Annotated in this window: 16 protein-coding genes; 2 read left to right on the top strand and 14 right to left on the bottom strand. The window is 38.7% G+C overall.

Annotated features, from left to right (window positions below):
• Positions 1–6: 6 nt before the first annotated feature.
• The 5 genes from ASF92_RS14970 to ASF92_RS14950 all read right to left on the bottom strand — a co-directional run bounded on the left by ASF92_RS14970 (position 7) and on the right by ASF92_RS14950 (position 5,176).
• Positions 7–393: a c-type cytochrome gene (locus tag ASF92_RS14970; protein WP_056094846.1), complete on the bottom strand. Its 387-nt coding sequence runs from the start codon at positions 391–393 to the stop codon at positions 7–9.
• 176 nt (positions 394–569) lie between these two features.
• Complete coding sequence (locus ASF92_RS14965) at positions 570–1,622, bottom strand: sugar phosphate isomerase/epimerase (RefSeq protein WP_056094844.1); 1,053 nt, start codon at positions 1,620–1,622, stop codon at positions 570–572.
• Between the two features lie 6 nt (positions 1,623–1,628).
• Entirely contained in the window at positions 1,629–2,786 is a 1,158-nt protein-coding gene (locus tag ASF92_RS14960) for a Gfo/Idh/MocA family protein (protein ID WP_056094841.1), read from the bottom strand.
• A gap of 78 nt (positions 2,787–2,864) precedes the next feature.
• Positions 2,865–4,565: a GMC oxidoreductase gene (locus ASF92_RS14955; RefSeq protein ID WP_197413306.1), complete on the bottom strand. Its 1,701-nt coding sequence runs from the start codon at positions 4,563–4,565 to the stop codon at positions 2,865–2,867.
• Positions 4,566–4,591: 26 nt separating this feature from the next.
• Positions 4,592–5,176, bottom strand: a complete 585-nt coding sequence (locus ASF92_RS14950) for a gluconate 2-dehydrogenase subunit 3 family protein (RefSeq protein ID WP_056094836.1) — start codon at positions 5,174–5,176, stop codon at positions 4,592–4,594.
• 694 nt (positions 5,177–5,870) lie between these two features.
• Between ASF92_RS14950 and ASF92_RS14945 the strand changes: the two genes are divergently transcribed.
• On the top strand, positions 5,871–6,818 hold the full coding sequence (locus ASF92_RS14945) for an NAD-dependent epimerase/dehydratase family protein (RefSeq protein WP_056094833.1): 948 nt from the start codon (positions 5,871–5,873) through the stop codon (positions 6,816–6,818).
• Positions 6,819–6,926: 108 nt separating this feature from the next.
• Positions 6,927–7,655, top strand: a complete 729-nt coding sequence (locus tag ASF92_RS14940; RefSeq protein WP_056094831.1) for a YebC/PmpR family DNA-binding transcriptional regulator — start codon at positions 6,927–6,929, stop codon at positions 7,653–7,655.
• A 206-nt stretch (positions 7,656–7,861) separates the two neighbouring features.
• Here the strand turns inward: ASF92_RS14940 and ASF92_RS14935 are convergent, their stop codons facing one another.
• The 9 genes from ASF92_RS14935 to ASF92_RS14895 all read right to left on the bottom strand — a co-directional run bounded on the left by ASF92_RS14935 (position 7,862) and on the right by ASF92_RS14895 (position 24,477).
• A complete protein-coding gene (locus ASF92_RS14935; RefSeq protein WP_056094828.1) occupies positions 7,862–8,641 on the bottom strand; it encodes a dienelactone hydrolase family protein in 780 nt (259 codons plus the stop codon).
• Positions 8,642–8,706: 65 nt separating this feature from the next.
• On the bottom strand, positions 8,707–11,004 hold the full coding sequence (gene bglX / locus ASF92_RS14930) for a beta-glucosidase BglX (RefSeq protein WP_056094826.1): 2,298 nt from the start codon (positions 11,002–11,004) through the stop codon (positions 8,707–8,709).
• A gap of 22 nt (positions 11,005–11,026) precedes the next feature.
• Positions 11,027–12,772, bottom strand: a complete 1,746-nt coding sequence (locus ASF92_RS14925) for a discoidin domain-containing protein (protein ID WP_056094824.1) — start codon at positions 12,770–12,772, stop codon at positions 11,027–11,029.
• A gap of 1 nt (position 12,773) precedes the next feature.
• A complete protein-coding gene (locus ASF92_RS14920; RefSeq protein ID WP_056094820.1) occupies positions 12,774–14,144 on the bottom strand; it encodes a glucoamylase family protein in 1,371 nt (456 codons plus the stop codon).
• A gap of 15 nt (positions 14,145–14,159) precedes the next feature.
• The gene (locus ASF92_RS14915; protein ID WP_056094817.1) at positions 14,160–15,836 is read right to left on the bottom strand and encodes a glucoamylase family protein; all 1,677 of its coding nucleotides are present in this window, start codon (positions 15,834–15,836) and stop codon (positions 14,160–14,162) included.
• Between the two features lie 70 nt (positions 15,837–15,906).
• Complete coding sequence (locus ASF92_RS14910; protein WP_056094814.1) at positions 15,907–16,731, bottom strand: LamG domain-containing protein; 825 nt, start codon at positions 16,729–16,731, stop codon at positions 15,907–15,909.
• Between the two features lie 17 nt (positions 16,732–16,748).
• The gene (locus tag ASF92_RS14905; protein WP_056094811.1) at positions 16,749–18,233 is read right to left on the bottom strand and encodes a RagB/SusD family nutrient uptake outer membrane protein; all 1,485 of its coding nucleotides are present in this window, start codon (positions 18,231–18,233) and stop codon (positions 16,749–16,751) included.
• Positions 18,234–18,244: 11 nt separating this feature from the next.
• Positions 18,245–21,259: a TonB-dependent receptor gene (locus tag ASF92_RS14900; protein WP_056094807.1), complete on the bottom strand. Its 3,015-nt coding sequence runs from the start codon at positions 21,257–21,259 to the stop codon at positions 18,245–18,247.
• 338 nt (positions 21,260–21,597) lie between these two features.
• Positions 21,598–24,477, bottom strand: a complete 2,880-nt coding sequence (locus tag ASF92_RS14895) for a triple tyrosine motif-containing protein (RefSeq protein ID WP_056094803.1) — start codon at positions 24,475–24,477, stop codon at positions 21,598–21,600.
• Positions 24,478–24,604: the final 127 nt, after the last annotated feature.

The raw sequence follows: 24,604 nt of genomic DNA, 5'->3' as shown, positions 1-24,604 counted from the left end.
ACTGGTCTATTTTTTCTTCAATGAAAGTATATATTTTGCCATTAACTTAGCATCTTCCTTTTTCAAAGTTGCGTGTGCTGTCATTGGCATGGTGCCCCAAACACCTGTTCCGCCTTTAATAATCTTATCAGCTAAGTAATTAATATTTTTCTCTGTTGCAGGATATTTTTTAGCCACATCTACATAAGCCGGACCAATAATTTTGTTGGTTTTGTTGTGACAACCTAAGCAATCAGATTTGTTTATTAATTTTTCACCCGGAGATATTTGTAAAACCACGTGATTGTTTTTTGGCGCGATTGCTGAAACCGCTTTTTCTTTCGTTAAATCTGCCTTCGAGAAAGACGCCATAAAGATTACAACCGCGCCTAAAATTAAAAATGTTTTTTTCATGTGTGTGTATTGTTTTAAAGGAATTCAAGCTTGCATAAGCGGTTAATTTCTTCTAGTTGTTGCTTATGCAGGTTTTCATGTGTGTGTATGTTTTTATTAGTATTCAGCTTGCATAAATCGTTTTATTTAAATAATTCAACCTGCAAGTTTTCTTTTGTGTGTTCTTAAATGTTGTTTTATAAACCTAATATTTTTTTGTTAAAATCAGCATCGTTACCAGATGCTGCGAAATCATCAAAAGCTTTATCTGTTACCTTAATAATATGGTTTTTGATAAATTCTGCACCTTCACGGGCACCATCCTGCTGGTTTTTAATGCAGCATTCCCACTCCATAACGGCCCAGCCTTTAAAATCATATTGAGCTAATTTACTAAAAATGGTTTTAAAATCAACCTGCCCATCGCCTGGAGAACGGTATCTGCCCGCGCGGTTTGCCCAACTTTGGTATCCTCCAAAAGTACCTTGTTTGCCTGTAGGGTTAAATTCTGCATCTTTTACGTGGAAAGCTTTGATTCTTTCATGGTAAAAATCGATGTATTGAATGTAATCTAATTGTTGCAACACAAAGTGAGAAGGATCATACAATAAGCATGCCCGAGGATGATTATTCACTGCAGAAAGAAACATTTCATAGGTTTCCCCATCAAATAAATCTTCTCCCGGATGTATTTCATAACAAACATCTACACCGCAATTATCAAATTCATTTAAGATTGGTGTCCAGCGTTTAGCTAATTCTGCAAAGCCTTCTTCAACCAATCCTGCCGGACGCTGAGGCCATGGATGGAAATATTGCCACAATAATGAACCGCTAAAAGTGGCATGTGCATTCAAACCCAAATTTTGTGAGGCTTGAGCAGCATATTTCATTTGTTGTACAGCCCATTCGGTTCTGGCTTTTGCATTGCCATGCACTTCTTTCGGTGCAAAAGCGTCGAATAAATCATTATAAGCAGGATGTACCGCGACCAACTGTCCCTGAAGGTGTGTAGAAAGTTCTGTAATTTCTAATCCATAAGAAGCAATTTTTCCTTTCAACTCATCTGCATATGTTTTGCTTTCGGCAGCTTTTTGCAAATCAATAAATCTCGAATCGAGCGTTGGCATTTGAATGCCTTTAAAGCCCAATCCATTAGCCCATTCGCAGATGCTTTCCAAAGAATTAAACGGTGCTTCATCGCTGATGAATTGCGCTAAGAATACTGCTGGTCCTTTTATAGTCGTCATATCCGATTAAATTTTATAGTCCCACCATTTCTGGTCAGAATTGCTTGAGTTTACAACATTTTCAATAAAAGCCATTCCTCTTATGCCGTCTTCTGTAGTCGGGAAATCTAACATTTCTGCCGTTGGCTGTTCGTTGTTAAGCTTAGCATCAACAGTTAACGCAAAATTTCTGTAAATATTTGCAAAAGCTTCCAGATAACCTTCCGGATGACCGCCAGGTGTGCGGGTATTGTGTTTTGCGAAACTACCCATGTAGCCATTACCGGTTCTGTAAATTTGGGCAGGCTCATTTAGCCATCTTACGATTAAGGTGTTTGGTTCCATCTGGTGCCATTCTAAGCCACCTTTCTCGCCGTAAACTCTAATTTTCAAAGCATTTTCTTCTCCCGCCGCAATTTGCGAAGCGATTAAAACGCCATTAGATCCATTATCGAACTTTAGCAAAACGTTTCCATCATCATCAATCGCTCTACCCGGAACTACGATGCTTAAATCGGCACAAATTTTCGAAATTTTTAATCCCGAAATATATTCTGCTAGATGAGCCGCATGCGTACCAATATCGCCCATGCTACCGCTTTTTCCGGTTTTTAATGGGTCTGTTCTCCATGCCGCCTGGGCATTTCCTTCTCTTTCAGATAATGTACTTAACCAACCTTGAGGGTATTCCACGATGATTTTTCTTACTTCACCTAAAATACCTTCATTGACCATTTGCTTTGCTTGTTTAACCATAGGATAGCCAGAGTAAGTATGCGTTAAACAAAGCGTAAGACCGGTTTCTTTCACTTTGGCATCGAGTTGTCTGGCCTCATCCAAAGTAAGTGTCATTGGTTTCTCGATAACGACATTGAAGCCTAAATCCAAAGCCATCATTGCAGGAGCAAAGTGCGCAAAATTAGGCGTAACAATGGTTACAAAATCTATTCGTTCATCAGCAGGAAGTTCACTTTCCTTCTGGAGCATTTCTTCATAGTTTTTATAAATCCGGTTATCCGGAAGGAACAGCATTTTTCCTGATTCGTAACCAACTTCGGGATTTACACTTAAGGCACCCGCAGATAGTTCAATCAAACCATCCATGTTAGCCGCAAGGCGATGTACGGCACCGATAAAAGCGTCTTTACCGCCGCCTATCATGCCCATTCTTAGTTTTCTTTGCATAAGGGATAAGATAACGACAAAAGGCTTAAGGTAAACGGACCGAGCCATAAACCTTAAACCTTTTGCATTTACTTTTTATTAAATGTTATTTTTCTTTAATTCTTTTACTGCGTAATCTGCGGCCCGGGCCGTTAAAGCCATAAATGTTAACGATGGATTCTGACATGCAATAGATGGCATACAAGCTCCGTCAGTTACGAAAACGTTATTAACTTCGTGCATTTGGTTCCATTTATTTAAAACTGATGTTTTTGGATCTGCACCCATTCTGGCTGTTCCCTGTTCATGGATAGCCATGCCAGGATAACACCCGTTATCATACGTTTTAATGTTTTTCATGCCAGCTGCTTCCAACATTTCTGCTGCATCATTCATCATATCCACACGCATCTTCTTCTCATTTTCCTTGTATTCGCAGTCAATTGCTAATACCGGCTGACCCCATTTATCTTTTTTGGTTTTGTCTATGTAAACTTTGTTTTCGTAGTAAGGCAACATTTCTCCAAAACCGCCTAAGCCCATAGTCCATTTGCCTGGTTTAGTCATCTTTTCCTTTAAACCTGCACCAAAAGAAAGTTCTGCAACATCACTTTGCCAGTTGGCGCGGCTTGCGCCACCCTGATAACCAAAACCGCGTAAATAATCGCGTTTATCGTTACCAATATTTTGGTATCGTGGAACGTAAATACCGTTTGCACGCCGCCCGTAAGTATATTTATCATCGAAACCTTCTGCTTCGCCAGATGCGCCGCAGCGGAAATGATGATCCATCAAATTATGACCAAGCTGACCACTTGAATTACCTAACCCATTTGGATGCGCTTCGGAAGTCGAATTTAATAGAATGAAAGTTGTACCTAAGGTAGAACCATTAACAAAGATGATTTTTGCATAAAATTCCATCGTTTTGTTGGTTTCTGCATCGATAACCATTACGCCTTTAGCCTTCTTGGTATCCTTATCGTAAATGATATGATTCACGATAGAATATGGCCTTAACGTTAAACGTTTTGTTGCCATAGCAGCGGGTAGGGTGGAAGACTGTGTGCTGAAATACGCTCCAAAAGGGCATCCTCGACTACATAAATTACGATACTGGCAATTGCCACGACCTTTATGAGGCACAGTTAAATTAGCCGTACGACCGATCATGATGATGCGTTCTCTTTTATAATGCTCTTCAACGCGGGCTTTAACTGATTTCTCCACTACATTCAAATCCATGGGAGGTAAAAATTCACCATCGGGACAAGTAGGCCAGTTCTCTTTAGAACCACTTATACCTGCAAATCTTTCTGCATAATCGTACCAGGGAGACATTTCTGCATAACGTACTGGCCAATCAACCCCATGACCATCTTTGGCATTATCTTCAAAGTTGTGGTCGCTTAAACGATAACTCTGCCTACCCCACATTAATGATTTACCACCAACATGGAAACCGCGATACCAATCAAACCGTTTATCTTCAGTATATGGACATTCCAAGTCATTTACCCACCATTTTTCGTTGGCTTCCTGATAAGGATAATCTCTTTTTTGAACCGGATGCGTACGTTTTTGCTCTTCGGTTAATCTACCTGCATGTTCAAAATCCCATGGGTTTTTCATAGCAGTTTCATAACCGGTAATGTGCTCAATGTTCATGCCTCTTTCAAGCATTAAAACACGTAAACCTTTTTCAGTAAGTTCTTTTGCAGCCCAGCCGCCACTAATCCCCGATCCTATAACAATAGCATCGTAAGTATTTTCCGCTTTTAAATTAGTATTTAAATTCATGATGTTTTGTCGTTGTAGTTGAGAAATTAGGTTGCCCAGGATTTTTGACCGGGTTTTAACGGTACATTACCGTCATATTTACCGGGAATAAGCACGTACTCTCGGGCTTTAGTGCAGCCAATTTCTGAAGAATAGTAGCCCAATAAAGTTAAATCCCTAGCAGTCGTAAAGAAATATACTATATCCCTATTTTCGTCAGATTTAGTTTCCTTTTGTGCCAATGACATCGCCCTTAAATCAACCATTAATTTCGTTCTCTCCGCAACGGTCAATGCTGCATAACTTTTTTTGAAATCTTTCATCGATTTATCCTGAAGTTCCTTGAAACCCTTGGCAAAAGAACTTTGCATTGTAGCAGGGTAACAATCTTGCATCATCATAGGTATAAATTTGCCCAAACCAGCTGCTTTTGCGCCCGCAGATGATTTTGTTGTCGGAACAATAATATCGGCAAACTCAGCAAAAATCTTTTCATCCTGGAGAGAATAGGATACAAAGTTTTTTTCATTTTCCGGGAGCGTAAAACTTTCAAATAAAACGCCCATCGTACTCGCGGAGATTGCGCCTCCAAGCAGAAATGCCACGTTTTTTAGTGCTTCTCTTCTATGCATCGTTTATATGTGTTGTTATATATTGGTTGGTAATATTAAAAAAAATATGCCATAAAAACGTTTAAATTTTTAGTTTATTAATTATTTACAATGCGATTGTTACTAGAAAGAATAGTTCTAAATAATATTTTTTTTGTTGGTTTAAATGGCATTCAAGCAATATTATCCCCGATAATTACTTCGTGTATAATTTACATTTAGCGCTAATGAATTTTACATTTACTAATGAATGTTGTAGTAGGGGTTTATTGCAAAAATTCAGTTGATCCAGGAGCATACTTTTCCTATTCCTGAATTTTTCGTAATACTTAGATTAACGTTTTTTTGTCCTAAATCTTGCTTTGAAAAAATATACGCTTAATCAGCTATTTTCAAACACCAAAAAAACGCATTACATCTATTTTTTTCGAGCCAACTTAATTAAAGTAGAAAATTGCCTATAAGCAATAGCAGGTACTTGATACAAGGTACGAAATCTGTAAATTATTCCGATTGAAGACACTTATTTTAAGTCTGGAATTCAAGTATGTAATAATTTATTTCTTGTAGATTTAAAATTATCAGGTATAAATACGGTTAAAGATGCTCATTACCTGTTGCCCAGGTCGATCGATCTGGAGCTAAACACTTAGTTTAAATATTTTGTAGCCCTTTTATCTCATTTTTTTACCTTTGCTCAATCTCGAAAAAAAATATGCAGGAAAATATAGTTGTTTTAGGTTCTAACGGACAAATAGGTACAGAGTTGGTAACCATGTTACGTAGAATATATGGTGATGATCATGTAGTCGCCTGCGATATCCGTAGGCCGGATTATGATATAAAAAACTCCGCGCCGTTTGAGTTTGTTAATGTGCTTGATAAGGAAATGATTAAAGGTATCTTTCAAAAATACAAGCCCACACAGGTTTATCTGCTGGCCGCTTTATTATCTGCAACTGGTGAGCAAAATCCTAAACTTGCCTGGGATTTGAATATGAATGGCCTGCTCAACGTTTTGGATTTAGCATTGGAATATAAAACGGCAAAAGTTTACTGGCCAAGTTCAATTGCAGTATTCGGACCAAATTCGCCGAAAGATAATACGCCGCAATATTGTACCATGGATCCGAACACGGTTTATGGAATCAGTAAACTCGCCGGCGAGCGGTGGTGCGAATATTACCACCAGAAATATGGTTTGGATGTACGGAGCATTCGCTATCCTGGTTTAATCAGCTGGAAAGCAGCGCCAGGTGGCGGAACAACGGATTACGCAATTCACATTTTCCACGATGCACTGAAAAAAGGCAGTTACCAGAGCTTCTTGAACGCAGGATCTGAATTGCCTATGATGTATATGGACGATGCCATCCGCGGAACGATTGAATTAATGGACGCACCTGCAGACCAGATTTCGGTTAGAAGTAGTTATAATTTTGGCGGTGTAAGTTTTACACCGGAAATTTTAGCAACAGAAATCAGGAAGCATATTCCCGATTTTAAGTTAACTTACGGAGAGAAAGATCCACGTCAGCAAATAGCCGACAGCTGGCCACGTTCTATCGATGACAGTGTTGCAAGAGATGACTGGAATTGGAAACCAGAGTTTGATTTATCGAAACTCACAATTGATATGTTAAATAATTTAAAGAAAAGCTAAAAGCAGAAATTAGGTATAAGATAAGGGATGAGGTTTAAACTGGGGGACAATTGCCCGGTCTTGATACTTGATACTAAATACTTGATACCAAATACTTAATACTAAAAAATGGGAAGAGCATTCGAATTCAGAAAAGAAAGAAAGTTTAAACGCTGGTCTAAAATGGCCGTACAATTTACCCGTATTGGTAAAGACATTGTAATGGCTGTTAAAGAATCGGGTCCAAATCCTGAAACCAATTCACGTTTACGTACAGCAATGCAAAATGCAAAGGCTGTAAATATGCCCAAAGATAGAGTGGAAGCGGCAATTAAGCGTGCTTCCGATAAATCTATGGCAAATTATGAGGAAATTGTTTATGAGGGATATGCGCCACATGGTGTTGCGGTCTTGATTGAAACAGCAACCGATAATACAAACCGTACCGTTGCCAATGTCCGTAGTTATTTCAATAAAACCGATGGTTCTTTAGGTAAAACAGGTTCATTGGATTTTGTATTTAACCGTAAATCTGTTTTTCGATTTGTACCAGCTGAAGGCCTGGATTTGGAAGAACTTGAGTTCGAATTAATTGATGCTGGTTTAGAAGAGTTATACGTTGAAGCCGATGAAGAAGGAAATGATGTTGCAGTTGCTCAGGGTGCTTTCGAAAACTTTGGTTCATTACAAAAGGCTTTGGAAGAAAAAGGCATTGAATTAAAGAGTTCTAAACTGGAACGCATTGCTTTATCGCATCACGAAGTTACTGAAGAACAAGCAGCAGACGTATTGAAATTGATTGATAAATTGGAAGAAGACGATGACGTTCAGGCTGTTTACCATAATATGGCTGAATAACGTTTCTTTAAGAGGCTGTATAAAAAAAGATTAACTTTGGATCATTAAGCAAATTACATTTTGATACGTCGTCATTCCCATCTGATTGGGAATCCTAATGCTATTGCATAGCGCTTTCCGTCATTCCCGCCCGGGCGAGAATGACGGAAAGCGAAATAAAATTCTGCCATTAATGCTAGTTAATTTGATACAGCCTCTAACATAATCTATCGCTTATGGCTAAACAGCCATGGCAACAAATCTGGTTCAGCAAAAGCACTATCCCAGCTATTATGATTGGCTAAAGGATACAGTGTGAATTTTACCTCATCACCAACAGTTTTTAATCGTTCAGAAATTGCGATTGAAAAAGCGGGATCAACCACATCATCCTTACCACCATGGAAAATCCAAAGTGGTACAGTTTTATATTTCTCAATATTGTTGGTGTTATCGCCTCCACAAATGGCAATTGCTGCGGCGAAGGTTTTTCGCTGCCTTCTCAATAACTCAAAAGTACCCATTCCACCCATAGACAGCCCGCCGACATACACCTGCGATTTATTGATAAATGGTTTTTTTAAAAAATCTTTTACCATTTTGTTTAAAGCTTTCATTGCTTTTGTTGGTTTTCCACCCTCAACAAAACTGAAACTTCTTTTTCCTTGTTCGTTAGATGAAATATTTACATTAGCCCAGTAATCGTTTGCCGGACACTGCGGAAATACAACAATTGCCGGAAAATTCTTCCTGACCTCTTCTTTCAAAAACAGTTTGCCGCCATGCACCAACTGGCTTTCATTATTATTTCCCCTTTCTCCACTACCATGTAAAAAGAAAATAATCGGATATTTTTGAGCTGGATTAAAATTTTCCGGGAAAAGAATTCTGTAAGAAATAGAGTCTTTACCCTTTATAAAATTACCCCTATCGTATTTATTTAAATCCTGCGCTTTTAAAACAGACATAAAAGCCATCAAGAATAAGGTTACAAATATTTGCTTCATGTTGCAAAAATAAAAAACCCCGACCATTATACAATAGTCGGGGTTGTTACTAAATGGTTTTAAATTTACTTCAGGCTAAAAGAAGCCTCCTTAACGTCTCTTGAATTTGTGCCAATAAAAATTTTAAAATCTCCTGGTTCCGCTACAAATTTTAAATCTGAATTGTAGAATTTTAGATCTTGCTCCGAAATTGAAAAAGTGACATTTTTTGTTTCGCCGGCTTTAAGGTATATTTTTTGGAAACCTTTAAGCTCTTTAACAGGACGTGTGATGCTGCCAACTAAATCTCTTGTATAAAGCTGAACGACCTCCTTACCACCAGTAGTGCCATTGTTGGTAATTGCGATGGTAGCAGTTATGCTTTTTCCTTTAGTTAAAGTGTTCGAACTTAATTTAATATCGCCGTATGTAAAAGTTGTATAACTAAGCCCATAACCGAAAGGATAAAGCGGTTCGTTGCTTACATCCAGGTAATTGGAACGGAATTTTTCAAACCATTTTCCATCTGCCAATGGCCGACCGGTATTTTTATGGGCATAAAAAATTGGAACTTGTCCCACATTTTGAGGGAAGGTTGCACTCAGCTTTCCTGATGGGTTTACATCACCAAAGAGGACATCAGAAATGGCATTTCCAGCCTCACTACCGGGGAACCATACATTTAGTATAGCCGGGATATTTTCATTTTCCCAATTTAAAGCTAAGGGACGGCCGGTAAATAAAACCAGTACTACTGGTTTTCCCGTCTGCGCTAGAGCTTTCAATAAATTTTTCTGGGTTTGAGGAATTTGAATATCGGTAACACTACTGCTCTCCCCCGTAAATTCCGAACCTTCTCCCAATACTGCAACTACAACATCCGATTTTTTGGCAACATTAACAGCTTCTTTTATGAGCTCTTCTTCAGTTCTCGAGTCGCGGGCATAAGTTTTGTTATGAATATTAACATAACGATGCTCCATTACCGAATCGGCGAGGAAGTTGGAACCGCGGGCGGTTAGAATTTTAGCATTGTCTCCTACAGCGTTTTTCATCCCTTGTAACACAGTTATCGATTTATCGAATAATGCGGCAACGCTCCAGGTGCCATACATGTTAGCTGTATTGTCTGCTAAAGGGCCAATTAAGCCTATTGTTCCTGTCTTTTTTAGTGGTAAAACGTTATTTTGATTTTTTAATAAAACAAAACTTTCCGAAGCAATTTCCCTCGCTGCCTGTCGGTTTTGGGGTGTGAAAACCTCCGTTTCCGCTCTTTTCACATCACAGAACTTATATGGATTTTCAAATAAACCTAGTTTGTATTTTGCCTGAAGAATTAAGCGGCAGGCACGGTTAATTTGTTCGATATTTACTTTTTTCTCAGCTAAGGACTTTTTTAGAGTTCCAAGAAAGCCTTCGCCAACCATATCCATATCTACACCAGCATTTAATGCCAGTGCTGAAACAGTTTGTAAATCGCCCATTCCGTGTGCTATCATTTCAGGAATACCGGTGTAATCTGTAACAACAAAACCTTTAAAACCCCATTGATTGCGCAAAACTTCTGTCATTAACCATTTGCTTCCCGTTGCGGGGATACCATCGACTTCGTTAAATGATGCCATGATGCTTGCTGCACCTGCATCTACCGCAGCTTTATATGGCGGCAAGTATTCGTTGTACATACGCACCTTACTCATATCCGTTGTGTTATAATCACGACCGGCTTCGGCGGCGCCATATAGCGCGTAATGTTTTACGCAGGCTAAAATCTGGTTGTTGGATTTTAAATCGCCCTGGTAACCTTTCACCATTGCTTTTGCAATCGCCGAACCTAAATAAGCATCTTCTCCATTACCTTCAGATATACGTCCCCAGCGTGGGTCGCGGGAGATATCAACCATTGGTGAAAAGGTCCAGTTTATTCCGCTGGCACTGGCTTCAATTGCTGCAATCCTTGCCGATTTTTCTACAGCATACATATCCCATGTTGCACTCATTCCTAAAGGAATTGGAAAAACCGTATTGTAGCCATGGATAACATCCATGCCAAAGAGTAAAGGAATTTTTAATCTGCTTTCTTCAACGGCAACCTTTTGAACAGCTGCAATTTTTTCTACACCTTTAATATTAAAGAGTCCGCCAACCTGGCCAGCTCTGATTTTTTTTCCTATATCACTGCTATTTGCCTGTCCGGTCGTAATGTCGCCAGAACTTGGTAAATTCAGCTGACCGATTTTTTCGTCAATGGTCATTTTAGTCATCAGTTTGCTGATGAACGTATTCATTTTTGCCTCTTCAGCGGAAACCGGCTTCTTTGTTTGAGCGGATACATCAACCGCCAAAGCAAATATTAAACTAAATAGGATGTTTGCTTCTCTCATTATGTGTTACGTTATTCTATTACTAATCAACTTCTTTTACCTCTGTCTTTTTTGATACACCATTTTCGTTAATTGCTTCGATGCGGAAATAATATTTTTTCTTTAAATCCATTGCTTTAAACCAGTATTCGTTTAAATCGTGAATCATGATGCAATTATATAGCTTATCTGGTGACGTGCCATAATACAAATTATAGGCGAAGGCGTTATCGACAGGTTGCCATTTTATATAGGCGCTACGTTTATCCTTTTCGGTTCTCAATACAATCAGATTTTTTACAGCTTCCGGTTTCGCACCGTTACCATTTCCGAAAACCCGTAATCCGCTAATGGCAAATTTTCCTGTAGGCATGTGGATATTTACCATTTTTATAAACCTTGTTTTTACAGGTTTTTCTAACTCAATGTAATCATGAGGAACATCAGTTTTGTTCATACTTTTATCAACAAGTGTTGTCCATTTCTTTCCGTCTGTTGATGATAAAATTTTGTACTGATGAAAAATTCCAACCTGTTTCCCTATAAATTCTGCATCCTGATCTGCGTAATTAATTTGGATGGCATTAACGGTGGCTAAACTGCCTAAATCCGTTTGAATCCACTCTCCATTATTTGCGGTTTTTGCACTCCAATATGTTTTGATACTTTCATCTACAGCGTTATTTGCGTTAAACGAACCTAAGGTAGAAGAAACGGTTACAGGTTTTTTATAGTTAATCAACATCCATCCCGGTCCGGCGGGTCCGCCTTCTTTTCTCTCTGAAGGTAAATAAAGCGGGTAATCGCCAAAAGCGGTATTCGTCCACATTACATCATCTTTATCAAAGCCAGTAGGCCAGATACCAATTCTTCTTTCCCACGTATTTTTTACACAAATGATGCTGGTAGAAACATGCCAATAATTTTTACTGTTATCTTCGAATGTTGCTCCATGGCCTGCGCCGCGTGAAAACCCGCCCGCTTTGAAACTTAAGGGATCGGACTGAGGCGTAAACTGGCTGTCATAAAATAAAGGTTTGCTTCCGACAATAACACCATCAGCATAGCCGCTAAATTCAGTGCCGGGTGCACCGTATTGAAAGTAATATTTGCCGTTATGCTTTGTCATCCAAGCGCCTTCAATAAAAGGATCGAGGAAAGTATTATCCATATTTTCGCCAAAACGCTGCCAGCCGTACCGCCATGATTCTAAAATGTACATCGGCATTCGGGTTCCAATCGGCTTGAAAGTTTTCCGATCAAGCTCTACTCCATAAACCGGATAGTTGTTGCTGCTGCCATTGTACATGTAAAAACGGCCATCATCATCTGTGAAAAACGCGGGGTCCCAGCCACCTATTTCCAAAGAATCGACCAATGGTTTCCATTCATTGGCTTTTGGGTTTGTACTCATCCACAAGGTGAAATTTTTTGTATAAGTGCTGCCAAAGACAACCATTGTATCTCCAAGAATGCCAACTGCAGGGGCGCAAAGTTCATCTTTGGTTTTATTCCAGGGGCGAAGGAATTTTCGTTCTTCGAATTTCCAGTTTAGCATATCCGGACTATGCCAATATCCCCATTGGTTGGTGCTGAATAAATAAAAATCACCCTTGTAGTTTACAATAACCGGGTCGGCCGTTGCACGGTGTTTACCCCATTCGGTAAAGGATTCGAAAGGGGTATAACCATAATCGATGTTAATCGGATTACAATAGGTTTTTTGTTTCTGAGCCGAAGCAACCAAACAAAGCGTCGTAATGAAAAGTAGAAGTAAAGTCTTCTTCATGTTATTTTATCAATGAAGGGCTTTGAAATCCCAACTTTATTAACCCATTTTTTACATCCCGGTTCTGCATAAATAATTTCCATAGCAAACCTGATCTGTAATTTTCTATCATTACCACCATTGGTCCCTGGTCAATACCTAAATACCTTTTTGGGTACCAATTATCGGTTTCTGAATAAGCATCATAAAAGCCATATTTGCCCCAGACCTTATCTCCCAAATCTTCATAAAGATGTCTGATAACTTTAATTGATTCTTTTGGCGTATAAGGAAGCGAAGAAATTGCTGCGGTTGGTGAAATTACACCAAAATCCTCTTGAGGATTGTGTGCTGCATAACCTTTAACAGAATAACTGGCTGTTAAACCCCAGCTGTTTTCTCCATAACCTTTGAAATGTTTTGGATTGGCAACACAATAATCGTGAATAGCCAATGTATGGTTAACATTATTTTCCCAATAATTAGCATATCGATCTTCCAGTCCTTTAGGATTTAAGCCAAGATAGGAATAATGCGCCCAAAATAGCGGACCAACACCATTTTTCTGTCCCTGGTAATCCAATGTAAAAGGATGGCCATAAACCTTAAAATTAGTTTTAATTCCACCATTTCTACCCCAACCCTCGTGATAAACTTCGGCTGGAATGGTATGGGTAGGAGAGGCTGCCGCCATAACATACATAATTAAACATTCATTATAGCCTTTAACGGGGAAATTCATTTCCCAGGCATATTCAGGCGACCAATGCCAGTAAAGCACATTTTGTCCGCCGTTTCGGTACCAGCTGAAATCAATTCCTTTAAAAAGTTCATCAGCTTTATTTGATAGTGATTTTTCTGCTTTGGTTCCGTCTTTATAATATTCTTTAATACAGATTAGAGCCTGAGCAACAAACGAAGTCTCAACTAAATCGCCACCGTTGTCTTTTTTGCCAAAGGGGCGTACTTTTCCTGTGGTTCCTTCAATCCAATGAGGCCATGCGCCATGAAAACGATCTGCTTTTTCCAGGAAATTCAAGATTTTATTCAAACGTTCTAACCCTTGTTTTTTTGTTACATAACCCCTGTCGACTCCACTTAAAATCGCCATAAGCCCGAATCCGGTTGCACCTGTAGCAACGGTACTCTTATCGTTTTCAGGGTAAACGTTATCTGCATGATAACGCTCCCTTCCCGCACCGGAATTTGGCTCGGCACCATCCCAGAAGTATTGAAAGGTTTGTTTTTGAACCACATCAAGCAAGGCATCGTCTGATAAACCTTTTTTAATTGGGGGGGCAGTTTTTATTGTCTCAAAGGTTTGCGCATCGGTGCTGCACTGAAAGCCTGAGGTGACTAAAATAACGAGAAGGATTCGGAATGTATATTTCATTTGGTAGAAGGTATATTAAAGATTTGGACTGCTGAAACCCAAGTTGCGCATACCTGCTTTTACCTCAGGTGCGCTCATGAATAAATTCCAGATTAAATTTGAGCGATAGTTTTCTATCATTACAATTATTGGCCCCTGGTCTATAGCAAGTGTTGAAGAAGCAAACCACTGACCCTGCAAAGAGAAAGCATCATAAAAGCCATAACTTCCCCAGGTTTTATTGCCAAGTTTATAATAGAAATATTTCAGCGCCTGCATGGATTCAGTTGGTGTGTAAGGAAATGATGATAAAGCTGCGGTTGGCGCAATTACGCCAACATCATTACCCGGTGCGCTTGCCGTATATCCGTTTGGAATATCGCTTGCTGTTAAGCCCCAACAGTTTTCTCCATAACCGTAAAAACTCAACGGGTTTGCTTTACAATAATTATAATTAATTTGTGTGTGCGCTTTTGTTTGCGTTTCGTAGTTCGCATAAGCATCAGTTAAGCCTTTGGGATTAATGCCCATAAACGAATAATGTGAGAAAAAAAGAGGTCCGCCGTTTGCAGTACCTAAAGGTAGTTGAACCCCGTAATAACTATTACCATTTTTCATTGCGCCGTTTTGTGCCCAACCTGTATCGTAAACTGTTTTCGGAATTGAATAGGTAGGCGAGGCAGCAGCCATAACATAAGTTACCAAACATTCGTTCCAACCTTTTATCGGAAGATTCATATCCCAATTATAATTAGGGCTCCAGTGCCAGTAAAGTGTGCTGCTATTATCTTTACGATACCAGCTCCATTCCACACCATTGTAAATCGCATTTATGTCAGCTCGCAAAGTTGTTTCAGAGGCGTCACCTCCATTAAAATACTGTCTTGCGGTAATTAATCCGGCCATCAAATAAGATGTTTCTACCAAATCGCCACCATTATCTTTTGTGCTGAATGGAATAACTTTGCCTGTATTTCCGTCAAGCCAATGCGGATAAGCACCATGAAAACGATCTGCCGTTTTTAAGAAAGCAACTATCTTTTGCATTCTTGCCAAGCCATCAGCTCTGCTGATAAAATTGCGGCTTATGCCGGTAACCAAAGCCATTATACCAAAACCTGAACCGCCTGATGTTACTGTATTTCCTGAAGTATTTCTTTCTCGAGCCAAACCACTTGTTGGGTGACCAAAATCCCAGAAATATTTAAAGGTTTGTCTTTGAACTAATGTTAATAGCTCGTCGTCGCTAATTCTTGCGAACTTATCCGTATCATCAACAGCGGTAACTAAATTAACAGTTACATTACTTTGAAGTTTACTTCCTGTTTTGGATAACAATCCAGTTGAGGCTGTTAGTATATATTTTGTAATAGGTTGTAAAGTCGTTGCAGGCGTAATTACAATCGTATTATCGTTATTCTCTAAAGTCGAAGTGAAAGCAGTAGTTGTACCTCCTGCATCGGTTAGGGTAATGTTTCCGGCTACGGAAGATAAATTTATAGGAGATGAGAAAGTGATTTTAACAACGGGATTGTTATTTAAACCGTAATAAGTGAAGCCAGCGTAGGTTTCGTTTACTTTTAAATCGGAAAAGGAAAAAGATGTAGGTGTCGGTGTAACCGGTGGATCTACCGGAGCAGGCGAATTGCCTTTTTTGCATGATAGTACAAAAAGAAATAGCACTAAATAATATGGGAATATTTTTGTCATCATAGGAAATTAAAAAAGGGCTGCCGTTACTGGCAACCCTTTATTCGTTTGTGCCGTTTAAAAGTTAAGAGACTTATTTACCTCTGGCTTCTAATTTAGAAAGGTATCCAACCTCTTCGTCAGACAATGCTTTATTGTACAATCTAACCTCATCAATTTGACCGGTTAAAAAACTTGCCCAGTCTTGTTTACCTGTGCTAGTAGTTTGACTTGGATTAGTTTGAAATTGAACCGTTCCGAAAACTAAGTTCCCTGAATTTGTGAAAGCTAAAGGGCCAGTTAAACCGGTAACCGTACCTGCACTAACTCTGGAGCCGTTAACATAAACTTTAACAGATCCTGAAGTAGCATCATAAGAAATAGCTAATTGAGTCCATTTCCCAAATAAATTAAGCACATTATCTGCAGCATAAGTTTTATCTCCGCCCTTATTAATATGAATTCTTAATTTACCGTTTTCGTTTGTACTTCCGTTTTCTACGAATACTTCAATGTTTCCCCAAAATTCGGATTTGTTTGAAAGACTGAATAAACCAACGATGCCATTTGAGGGCGGTGGGGTATTAATCCACTCTGTTAATGTGAAGCTTGTTAATCCAGTTACCTTTGCAGATGGTACGCTGAGCACGTAGCTATTGGCAGCGCCTTGCAAAGATTTTCCTTTAATACCCGTGCCAAAACTTGTACCAGTATTTGTTCCGCCACCGTTGGATACACTGTCGATTAAACTTCCGTCGAATGCCCAGTATGCAGCCAAATTGGCTGCAGCAACCTGTTTAGCGCTGTTATACCCACCAATATTTAATGCGGGTGCATAGCTTGAAGGATCGAATTCTTTCTGGCATGATGATAACCCCAAGGTTACAGCTGCCATCAATAAAAAATATTTTGTTCTCATTTTTTTTAATTAAGCGATTAATAACCTGGGTTTTGTGTTAACGTACCTGCACTTTTATCAATCTCGGTAGCAGGGATTGGCCAAACCTCGTTTTTATTTGCTTTCCAACCCTTTGGCCCAAAAACTGCGGCTGCACGGCCTTGACGGATTACATCAAAATAACGATCGGATTCCATAGCGAATTCTACTTGTCTTTCTTTCTGAATTGCTGTACGCAAAGCATCTTTATCTGAAGTTGTAACATCAGGCAAAACGCCTGCAACACCACCTCTTGCACGTGCACGAACTCGGTTCAATGAGGTCCTGGCTAGCGTTGGATTACCTTGCTCATTAGCTGCTTCTGCATTCATTAGCAGTACGTCTGCAAAGCGTAAGACTCTCACATTTTGTTGGGCACCCTCGTTATAACCTGTTATAATTTGTGAAAATGGAACGTAAGATTTCTGATTATACATCGGATTGTCACCCGTAGCAGAAATGGCATCACCTTGTGGGGTGGTTTCACCTCTAAAAATAATTGTTGCGTCTCTTCTAGTATCTCCAGGCTCATACGCAGCAGCTAAAGTGGCTGTAGGAACATTAAATCCCCATCCACCAACACTTCCTCTTACGCCTTGAACCTGGCTGTATTGTGAGGTTGCAGAACCTGCAATAGCCGGTATAATTTCACATTGAATTTCAAAAACTGATTCAACACTATTTTCATTATTCAAACGGAAGCTTTGTTCATAGTTTGGAACCAGGTTATAACCTAATGTCATAACTGTATTCGTTAACGACAGTACATCGGCCCATTTTTGCTGATACATGGCAACTTTTGCATGTAAAGCCAATGCAGCACCTTTTGTTGCTCTTCCTAAATCAACTGATGTGTAAGCTTGTGGTAATACTGCAGCAGCATCAGTTAAATCCTTTTCAATTGCCGCCCAAACTTGCGCTTTAGGTGTTCTTGGAATGTTAAATTCCGAAGCATCTTTAGGTACGGTTAAACGCAAAGGCACATCACCAAATGCACGAACCAAACGGAAATAAGAGTATGCGCGAACAAATTTAGCCTCCGCCAAATAACGGGCTTTAAGATTTGCGTCCATGCTAATTGCCGGAATGTTATCCAAAACTTGATTACAAAGGTTAATGTTTTGGTACTGACCTGTCCAGAAACCTTGTAATTGACCTTCGGTAGAAGTGACTGTAAACTGATCAAAGCCATTCAAATAACTCGCATCATTTGCCGAGCTTCCTTTTTCAGCATCATCACCAGGAATACTTTCTACAGCAAGAGCAGGAAAAGCGGTGTTTTCCCAACTTCTTAAGTTAGCGTAAATCGAGTTTACTGCTTTAGTTGCATCATCCTGCGTTTTCCAAAAGGTAACTGCAGGCTGTTGCGCCTGGGGATCTACATCTAAAAAGCTTTTTTTACATGCAGGCAATACGAACAGGCCGACACATAAAGCAACAAGGCCAATCTTTTGTATATAATTATTTTTATAAGATATTTTCATTTCTGTATTTATTAGAAAGTAACCTGAAGACCTAATCTGTAAACTGCTGATAACGGATAAACGCTTGCATCGATACCTGCATTTGTTGGCGAACCGCCGATTTCAGGAGTAAAGCCTTTGTAGCCGAATATGTTTATAGCATTTTGAGCATCAACAAAAACTCTTACTCTTTGCATTTTCCATTTATTCATTAAAACTGAAGGAAGTGCATAACCCAATTGAATGTTTCTTATACGGATGTATGAGCCATCTTCTACATAGAAAGAGTTAGGTGCTGCATTTGCATTAGAGCCTACATTGGCAGAAGGATAGGTGTTAGAAGTACCTGCTCCGCGCCATCTGTTATCATAGAAATCTTTGCTGAAGTTTTCATTACCAAAACGATAAGCAACATTCGCATTGTAAACATCAACTCCGGCAACACCCTGAATGTCTAATGTTAAATCGAAGTTTTTATAGCCAAAAGTCGTGTTCAACCCATAACTATATTTAGGGTTTGGATTACCAAGAACTACGCGGTCTTTACCATCAATAATGTTATCACCATTCTGGTCAACGTATCTGAAATCACCAGGTTTAGCGCCAGTTTGTGCAGAAGCGGCAACTTCGGCAGCTGTTTGAAAAATACCACCAACTTTGTATCCGAAAAATTCGCCAATTGCACCACCTTGAATAGTACGGGTTGCTAAAGCTCCATTAGCAATACCGGCTCCACCAGCATAAATTGGATTTTGACCGGTTACCACAGATAGTATTTTATTATTATTTATGCCAATATTTCCACTAACAGAATAACTAAAGCCGCTTTTCGTTTTATCAGCATAGGTGGCTAAAAATTCAAAACCGCGGTTCTGGAAATCTGCCTGGTTACCAACTAAGGTGCCTGATGAAGTTCCGATTGAACTCAGTATAGGGATTTCGAAAATTGCTTGTTCCGTTTTTTTGTTGTAAACGCCAGTTTCGATGCTTAAGCGATTATCTAAAAATCTTGCTTCAATACCGATATCTGTACCTGTTGTACGCTCCCAGTTTAAAAATGAAGGAACTAATGAGTTAACATTTGCACCAGTGTAACCTACACCATTGAAGAATGCTACAAGATTTCCACCTTGTGCCACAGTTAAAGTAGTTGGGTTAACAGGAACACCTGCATTACCTACTTTACCCCAGGAACCTTTAAGCTTTAAATAATTAAATACTTTCTGGTCCTTCATGAAATCTTCGTTACTGATCACCCAGCCAGCTCCGATTGCAGGGAAATAACCCCAAAGATCGCCGCCACCATAGAACTGAGATGCAGCGTCACCACGAAGTGTGGCATTCAATAAGTATTTGTCTTTATATGAATAATTTAAACGACCGAAGTATGAATTTGAAGTGGATAAACTACCACCATCAACCACAGTGCGGGTAGCAGCAGTACCTAAAGAAAGATATAAATCGCCGTCACTTGAGTTTGGAACATCAAATGCTGTGGCGTTTACAAAATATGACTTTCTTCTTTGAGCAGTTGTACCTGCCAAAACTGTAATGCTGTGATCGCCAAAGGTGTTCTTATAAGTTAAGGTGTTTTCTAAAATCCAGTTTCTGGTTTCATTTCTGCTAATTCTTAATGTACTTTGTGTTGTCCTCTGTCCCTGAGTTGCTGCATAAAGCGGCGTGTAACCTCTAACTTCATTCTGTCCGAAATCGCCACCTGCACTTGTTCTGAAAGTAAAGTTTTTTAAGAATGTTAATTCCGCATAAACATTACCGTTAATACGATAGTTTTTAGATTGCTGGTTGTAATAATCTAAGGTAACCTGAGGGTTAAAGTTATTACCACCACCTAAGCTGAAATCGTTTGCGTCACCGTAACTTCCATCTGCATAATATACAGGAACAACTGGCCCTGCAGCATATAATTGACGGAAAATACCGCCATCAATATCATTTGAATTAATTGAGGTTCCTGAAACGGTGTAACCAACTTTCAAAGATTTCAGCACTTGAAAATCATTAGATAACTTTGCCGTATAACGTTTCCAGTTTTGTGTTTTAACAATACCATCTTCATTATTATAACCTAATGAAAAGTTATAAGTGGTTTTCTCTGAACCCCCGTTTACTGACACCTGATGAATGGTTTGAAAGGCATTTCTGAATGCCTGGTTGTACCAGTTTGTTCCTGTACCGAAGGATGAAGGGTTTGCAAATAGCGGATTTGCGCCATTTGAAGCCGACAATTCGTTGATGATGGTTGCATATTCAGTTGCATTAGCCATCTCCACCTGATTAGTAACTGCTCTAAAACCTGCTGATCCATTATATGTAATGGTTGGTTCGCCTGTTTTACCTCGTTTGGTAGTAACTAACATAACGCCATTTGCAGCACGAATACCATAAATTGATTGTGATGATGCATCTTTCAGAATCGATACACTTTCTATATCACTGGGATTTATGAAGCTGATATCATCATACCAAACACCATCTACAACATACAATATTCCGGTATTGCCGTAAATAGTTCCTGTACCACGGATTGTAATTTGTGGTGAGGATCCCGGTGCGCCGTTATTTGTAATGGATACACCGGCTACTTTACCTTGCAACGCACTTACTGCATTACTTGAAGCCTGCTTTGAAATATCTTCTCCTTTTACAGTGGCTACTGAACCAGTCACATCAATTTTTCGTTGAGTGCCATAACCAACTACCACAACTTGTTCTAATTGCTGAGATGATGAGGCCAATTCTACATTAATAGTTGTTCTATTGTTAACCGGGATTTCCTGAGTGGTATAACCCAGGTATTGAAATACTAATGTGGCATTTGCCGGAGCGCTGATACTATAGGCCCCTGATGCATCTGTTTGTGTGCCATTTTGTGTTCCTTTTATTAACACGCTTACACTTGGGATGGTGGTTTTGTCTCCTCCATCTGTTACCCTACCTTTTACGGTAATGTTTTGCGCAAATGCTAAGTTAATTGCGAGTAAACAAAATACGGCCAGAACAGAAATTCTTGTAAAGATTCTTTTCATGCTTTATTAAAATTTAGTTTAATTGTTAATATAAATGTCAGGTTGTTTTTTTGCTTGTGCAAGAGATTATACCTCTACATTAGTACGTCATATCCAAAAGTGTAGTATCTCAAAGTTACATACCAATTGCTAAATTGGCCTGAAAACACAGTTTTTGCGTTTGTAACTGATTAATTACCTATACACAAGTGTATAATATACACCAAGTGTTTTGAAAGGATTGAAATAAGTTGAGGAGAGGTAATGATGTAGTCAAAAAACGTGACTTTTAGCAAGTCGATGTTAAATATTAGATTTAATGCAAGTTCCCGAAATGATTTTAACAGAAGATTCAGGAATTACAACTCCATTAAAAACTCAGTTAAGTTTTTATCGTGTGGAACATTCAGCTTTTTCCGCAAACGATACCTTCTGATTTCTACGCCTCTAAGCGTAATGTTCAGGAGTGATGACATCTCTTTGCTGCTCATGTTCATCCTCAAATATGCACATAATTTTAAGTCGTTAGGAACTAAATCCGGATGCCCAACTTTCAGCTTTTTAAAAAAGCTCTCATGTGCTTCATTAAAGCTATTTTCAAATAAATTCCAATCTCGTTCATCGTTCATTCCATCGTTTATGACTTTCTGAATTCTGCGCACTTGTTCATCAGCAAGCTTTTTGCCGTTTTCATCTTTGAGCTTTAAAATCTCTTCGCTCAATTTTTGGAGTAATTCATTTTTATAAACTAAGGTCATGGCAGAATTTGCAAGTTCGCGGTTTTTTGAAGCTAATTCTGCCTGGAGTTTCTCGGTTTGCAACTTGTGGATCTGTTTTTCGTTCGCTTCCGATTCCTGTCTCAAAATTTCGTCCTGCTCAGCTTGTAGTCTGTCGCTAATTTTCTGACTGTCTTTCTGCAACTTACGTTCGTAAATTTTCTTTCCCAAAATTAAGGCAATCGCAATAACTATCACATAAAATAATATTGCCCAGTTATTCAAATACCAGGGACGAAGTATCCTAAATTCGAACGTTGTAATTTCACTAACAGTAGAATCATTTATTTTTGCACGTACTTTGAAAATATATTTACCACTACTTAGGTTTGTAAAATCTTTTTGAGTTGCGGAACTCCAGTCAGACCAGTCTTTAGAATACCCTTCTAGGTAATATTGAAATTTTATTTTAGATTGTCTGTAGTAAGGTAATGAGTAAGAAATTCTAATGTTATTTCTGCTATTTTTTATTTCGATTTCTGAGCCATCGTTTCCGTTTTCACTAATAATGAAATATTTATCTGTTATATCTTCAATGCGCCGGATTAATACATTTGTCTGAATTTTAATTGGTTGTGATTTTATTTTCTGACCAGCATTGTAAAAAACGAATCCATCATCAACACTGATTAAATAAATGGAATCACTAATCCGACTGATGTTCTCGTAGTATTGAACCATTTTACCATCAAGGATGCTGAATTGGTTGGAGTCGATAGCTAATTTGCCAGGGACGTTGAAGTCAGCCAAAGCAGTTTTGCCGTGGTTAATGAACCAATATTTTTTTGATCCGGCATTAATGATTTTATTGGAAGATGAAAAGGATCCCAAAGCCCTGTTTAGTACATTGTATTTGGAAAATTTGTCGCTTAAGTTATCATAGGTAAAGAAACCTGCATCACTTGCGAAAACAATTTGATTTTCAAGATTAAATAAATTTAAGTTGTAGTTTGTAGGCAATCCACTTTTCTTGTCGTAATATTTGTTAGAAACAACAGTGCTGTAATCGGCGCTCAGTTTAAGTTTATAAAGTCCTTTATAGGCATGGCTTACCCAAATTTCGCCTTTGTTATCTTGTTCAACATAGCGTGAAGGAACATTAAAATTGGCTATTTTTTTGTAGAATTCCCATTTGCCAGCGGTATTTTTTTTAAAGAGCAGCAGCCCCGTGTATGTACCCTGTATTAATAGGTTTGGATTGCTGTTCAGCTTTTTGATGGTCCAGCCTCCGCTATAATTTGTCAGGCTTTCAATTTTATCTCCAACAACGTTAAAGGTTCCATTATTATGTCCACACAACAGCTGATTATCTATTACGGTTAATTCCCAGACCTGTCCCTGAGAATTAGGAATAAGCTTGAAATTTAAGTTTGAAAATTGCGTCCCATCCCGCCAATCGCTATAAAATAAGCCTTGGTTCGTACCTAAATAAATTTTATTGTTGAAGATAACACTGGAATAAACCGTCCCGAAAACCCCGGTTTTGTCTAAGTAGAAATATAGCGGGGAATTCAATTCGATTCGATCAATCCCGTTATCAAGTCCTGCCCAAAGGTTTTGTTCGTCATCGCTGTATAAACTAAGTACAGTGTTGTTCTGCAGGCCACTTGATTTATTTATTCTTTGAATAATATTGCCATTCTCATCTATAATGATGATTCCATTTAAGATTGTTCCGTAAGCATAGTATTTTCCTAAAATTTTGGTGCCATTGTTTAACTGAAAGGCAGAGAGAAAGGAATTTGCTGGTGTGTTGAACTGGATGAATGCTTTTCCGTCGTAGATAAACAATCCGTTTTTACCGGTTCCAATTAATAATTTATCACCTTTAAATGGTAGGATCGATAATACACCTGTTTTACAAACGACATCGCTTCCGGGTATAAATTCGAGTTTGCCACTTTTCAACTCATATAAACCTTTATCCTCAACGAACAAACGATTTCCGATTTTATATGAAAACAGAAAGTTACCCTTATTTTTTAGTATGCTTATTTTTCCATTTTCTAAAAAATATATGGCTTTAAAGGATTGAAATATTACTTTTCTTCCGAAGATATGGATTTTCCAGATTTCATCATTAAGCTGTTCTGACTTCGGGAGTAAATGTGTTAACGAGGTATAGGTCAGTTTATTCTTTTTGTATGACCAGTAACCAAAATCACCAAAGCAGCCTGTGTATATCTTGCCGTTCCCGTCTGCTGCTACAGATCGAACGATTTGCCCATTGGGCATTCTATACTTATCCCAATATTTACCATCATATGTGAGTAAGCCCTCCGCGTTCCCGATATACATTACGCCGTTTTTATCTTTCGATATGCTCCAGTTTTGGTTTCCTGACGCATAAATTGCTTTAGAAAAATTCTGAATGTAGGGAACTCCGATGCTTTTTATGTCAGCCGCTTTAAGCCTTAAAGCTAAGAACAGAATAAAAAATAAACAGCGGAGGAATTTTTGCATTAATAATGAATTTTCGAACAAAGTAACGAAATAAAGGGAAGATAATCGAAGAGGCTGTATAAACAGACGGGCACCCTTGTGCAATCAGAGAATTTTCTTTTTCCGAAGCTCTAAAATTCGACGGTTA

It is taken from the genome of Pedobacter sp. Leaf176 (assembly GCF_001424305.1).
Lineage (GTDB): Bacteria > Bacteroidota > Bacteroidia > Sphingobacteriales > Sphingobacteriaceae > Pedobacter.
Note: the sequence above shows the minus strand (reverse complement) of the source record. Positions and strands in the feature narration are given on the sequence as shown.

Bases quoted from the DNA above. Each gene is read 5' to 3' on its own strand.
- ASF92_RS14945 (WP_056094833.1), top strand. From the start codon at position 5,871: ATGCAGGAAAATATAGTTGTTTTAGGTTCTAACGGACAAATAGGTACA.
- ASF92_RS14910 (WP_056094814.1), bottom strand. From the start codon at position 16,731: ATGAGAACAAAATATTTTTTATTGATGGCAGCTGTAACCTTGGGGTTA.
- ASF92_RS14900 (WP_056094807.1), bottom strand. From the start codon at position 21,259: ATGAAAAGAATCTTTACAAGAATTTCTGTTCTGGCCGTATTTTGTTTA.
- ASF92_RS14895 (WP_056094803.1), bottom strand. From the start codon at position 24,477: ATGCAAAAATTCCTCCGCTGTTTATTTTTTATTCTGTTCTTAGCTTTA.
- ASF92_RS14955 (WP_197413306.1), bottom strand. From the start codon at position 4,565: ATGAATTTAAATACTAATTTAAAAGCGGAAAATACTTACGATGCTATT.
- ASF92_RS14925 (WP_056094824.1), bottom strand. From the start codon at position 12,772: ATGAAGAAGACTTTACTTCTACTTTTCATTACGACGCTTTGTTTGGTT.
- ASF92_RS14935 (WP_056094828.1), bottom strand. From the start codon at position 8,641: ATGAAGCAAATATTTGTAACCTTATTCTTGATGGCTTTTATGTCTGTT.
- ASF92_RS14970 (WP_056094846.1), bottom strand. From the start codon at position 393: ATGAAAAAAACATTTTTAATTTTAGGCGCGGTTGTAATCTTTATGGCG.
- ASF92_RS14960 (WP_056094841.1), bottom strand. From the start codon at position 2,786: ATGCAAAGAAAACTAAGAATGGGCATGATAGGCGGCGGTAAAGACGCT.
- ASF92_RS14965 (WP_056094844.1), bottom strand. From the start codon at position 1,622: ATGACGACTATAAAAGGACCAGCAGTATTCTTAGCGCAATTCATCAGC.
- bglX (WP_056094826.1), bottom strand. From the start codon at position 11,004: ATGAGAGAAGCAAACATCCTATTTAGTTTAATATTTGCTTTGGCGGTT.
- ASF92_RS14940 (WP_056094831.1), top strand. From the start codon at position 6,927: ATGGGAAGAGCATTCGAATTCAGAAAAGAAAGAAAGTTTAAACGCTGG.
- ASF92_RS14905 (WP_056094811.1), bottom strand. From the start codon at position 18,233: ATGAAAATATCTTATAAAAATAATTATATACAAAAGATTGGCCTTGTT.
- ASF92_RS14920 (WP_056094820.1), bottom strand. From the start codon at position 14,144: ATGAAATATACATTCCGAATCCTTCTCGTTATTTTAGTCACCTCAGGC.
- ASF92_RS14950 (WP_056094836.1), bottom strand. From the start codon at position 5,176: ATGCATAGAAGAGAAGCACTAAAAAACGTGGCATTTCTGCTTGGAGGC.
- ASF92_RS14915 (WP_056094817.1), bottom strand. From the start codon at position 15,836: ATGATGACAAAAATATTCCCATATTATTTAGTGCTATTTCTTTTTGTA.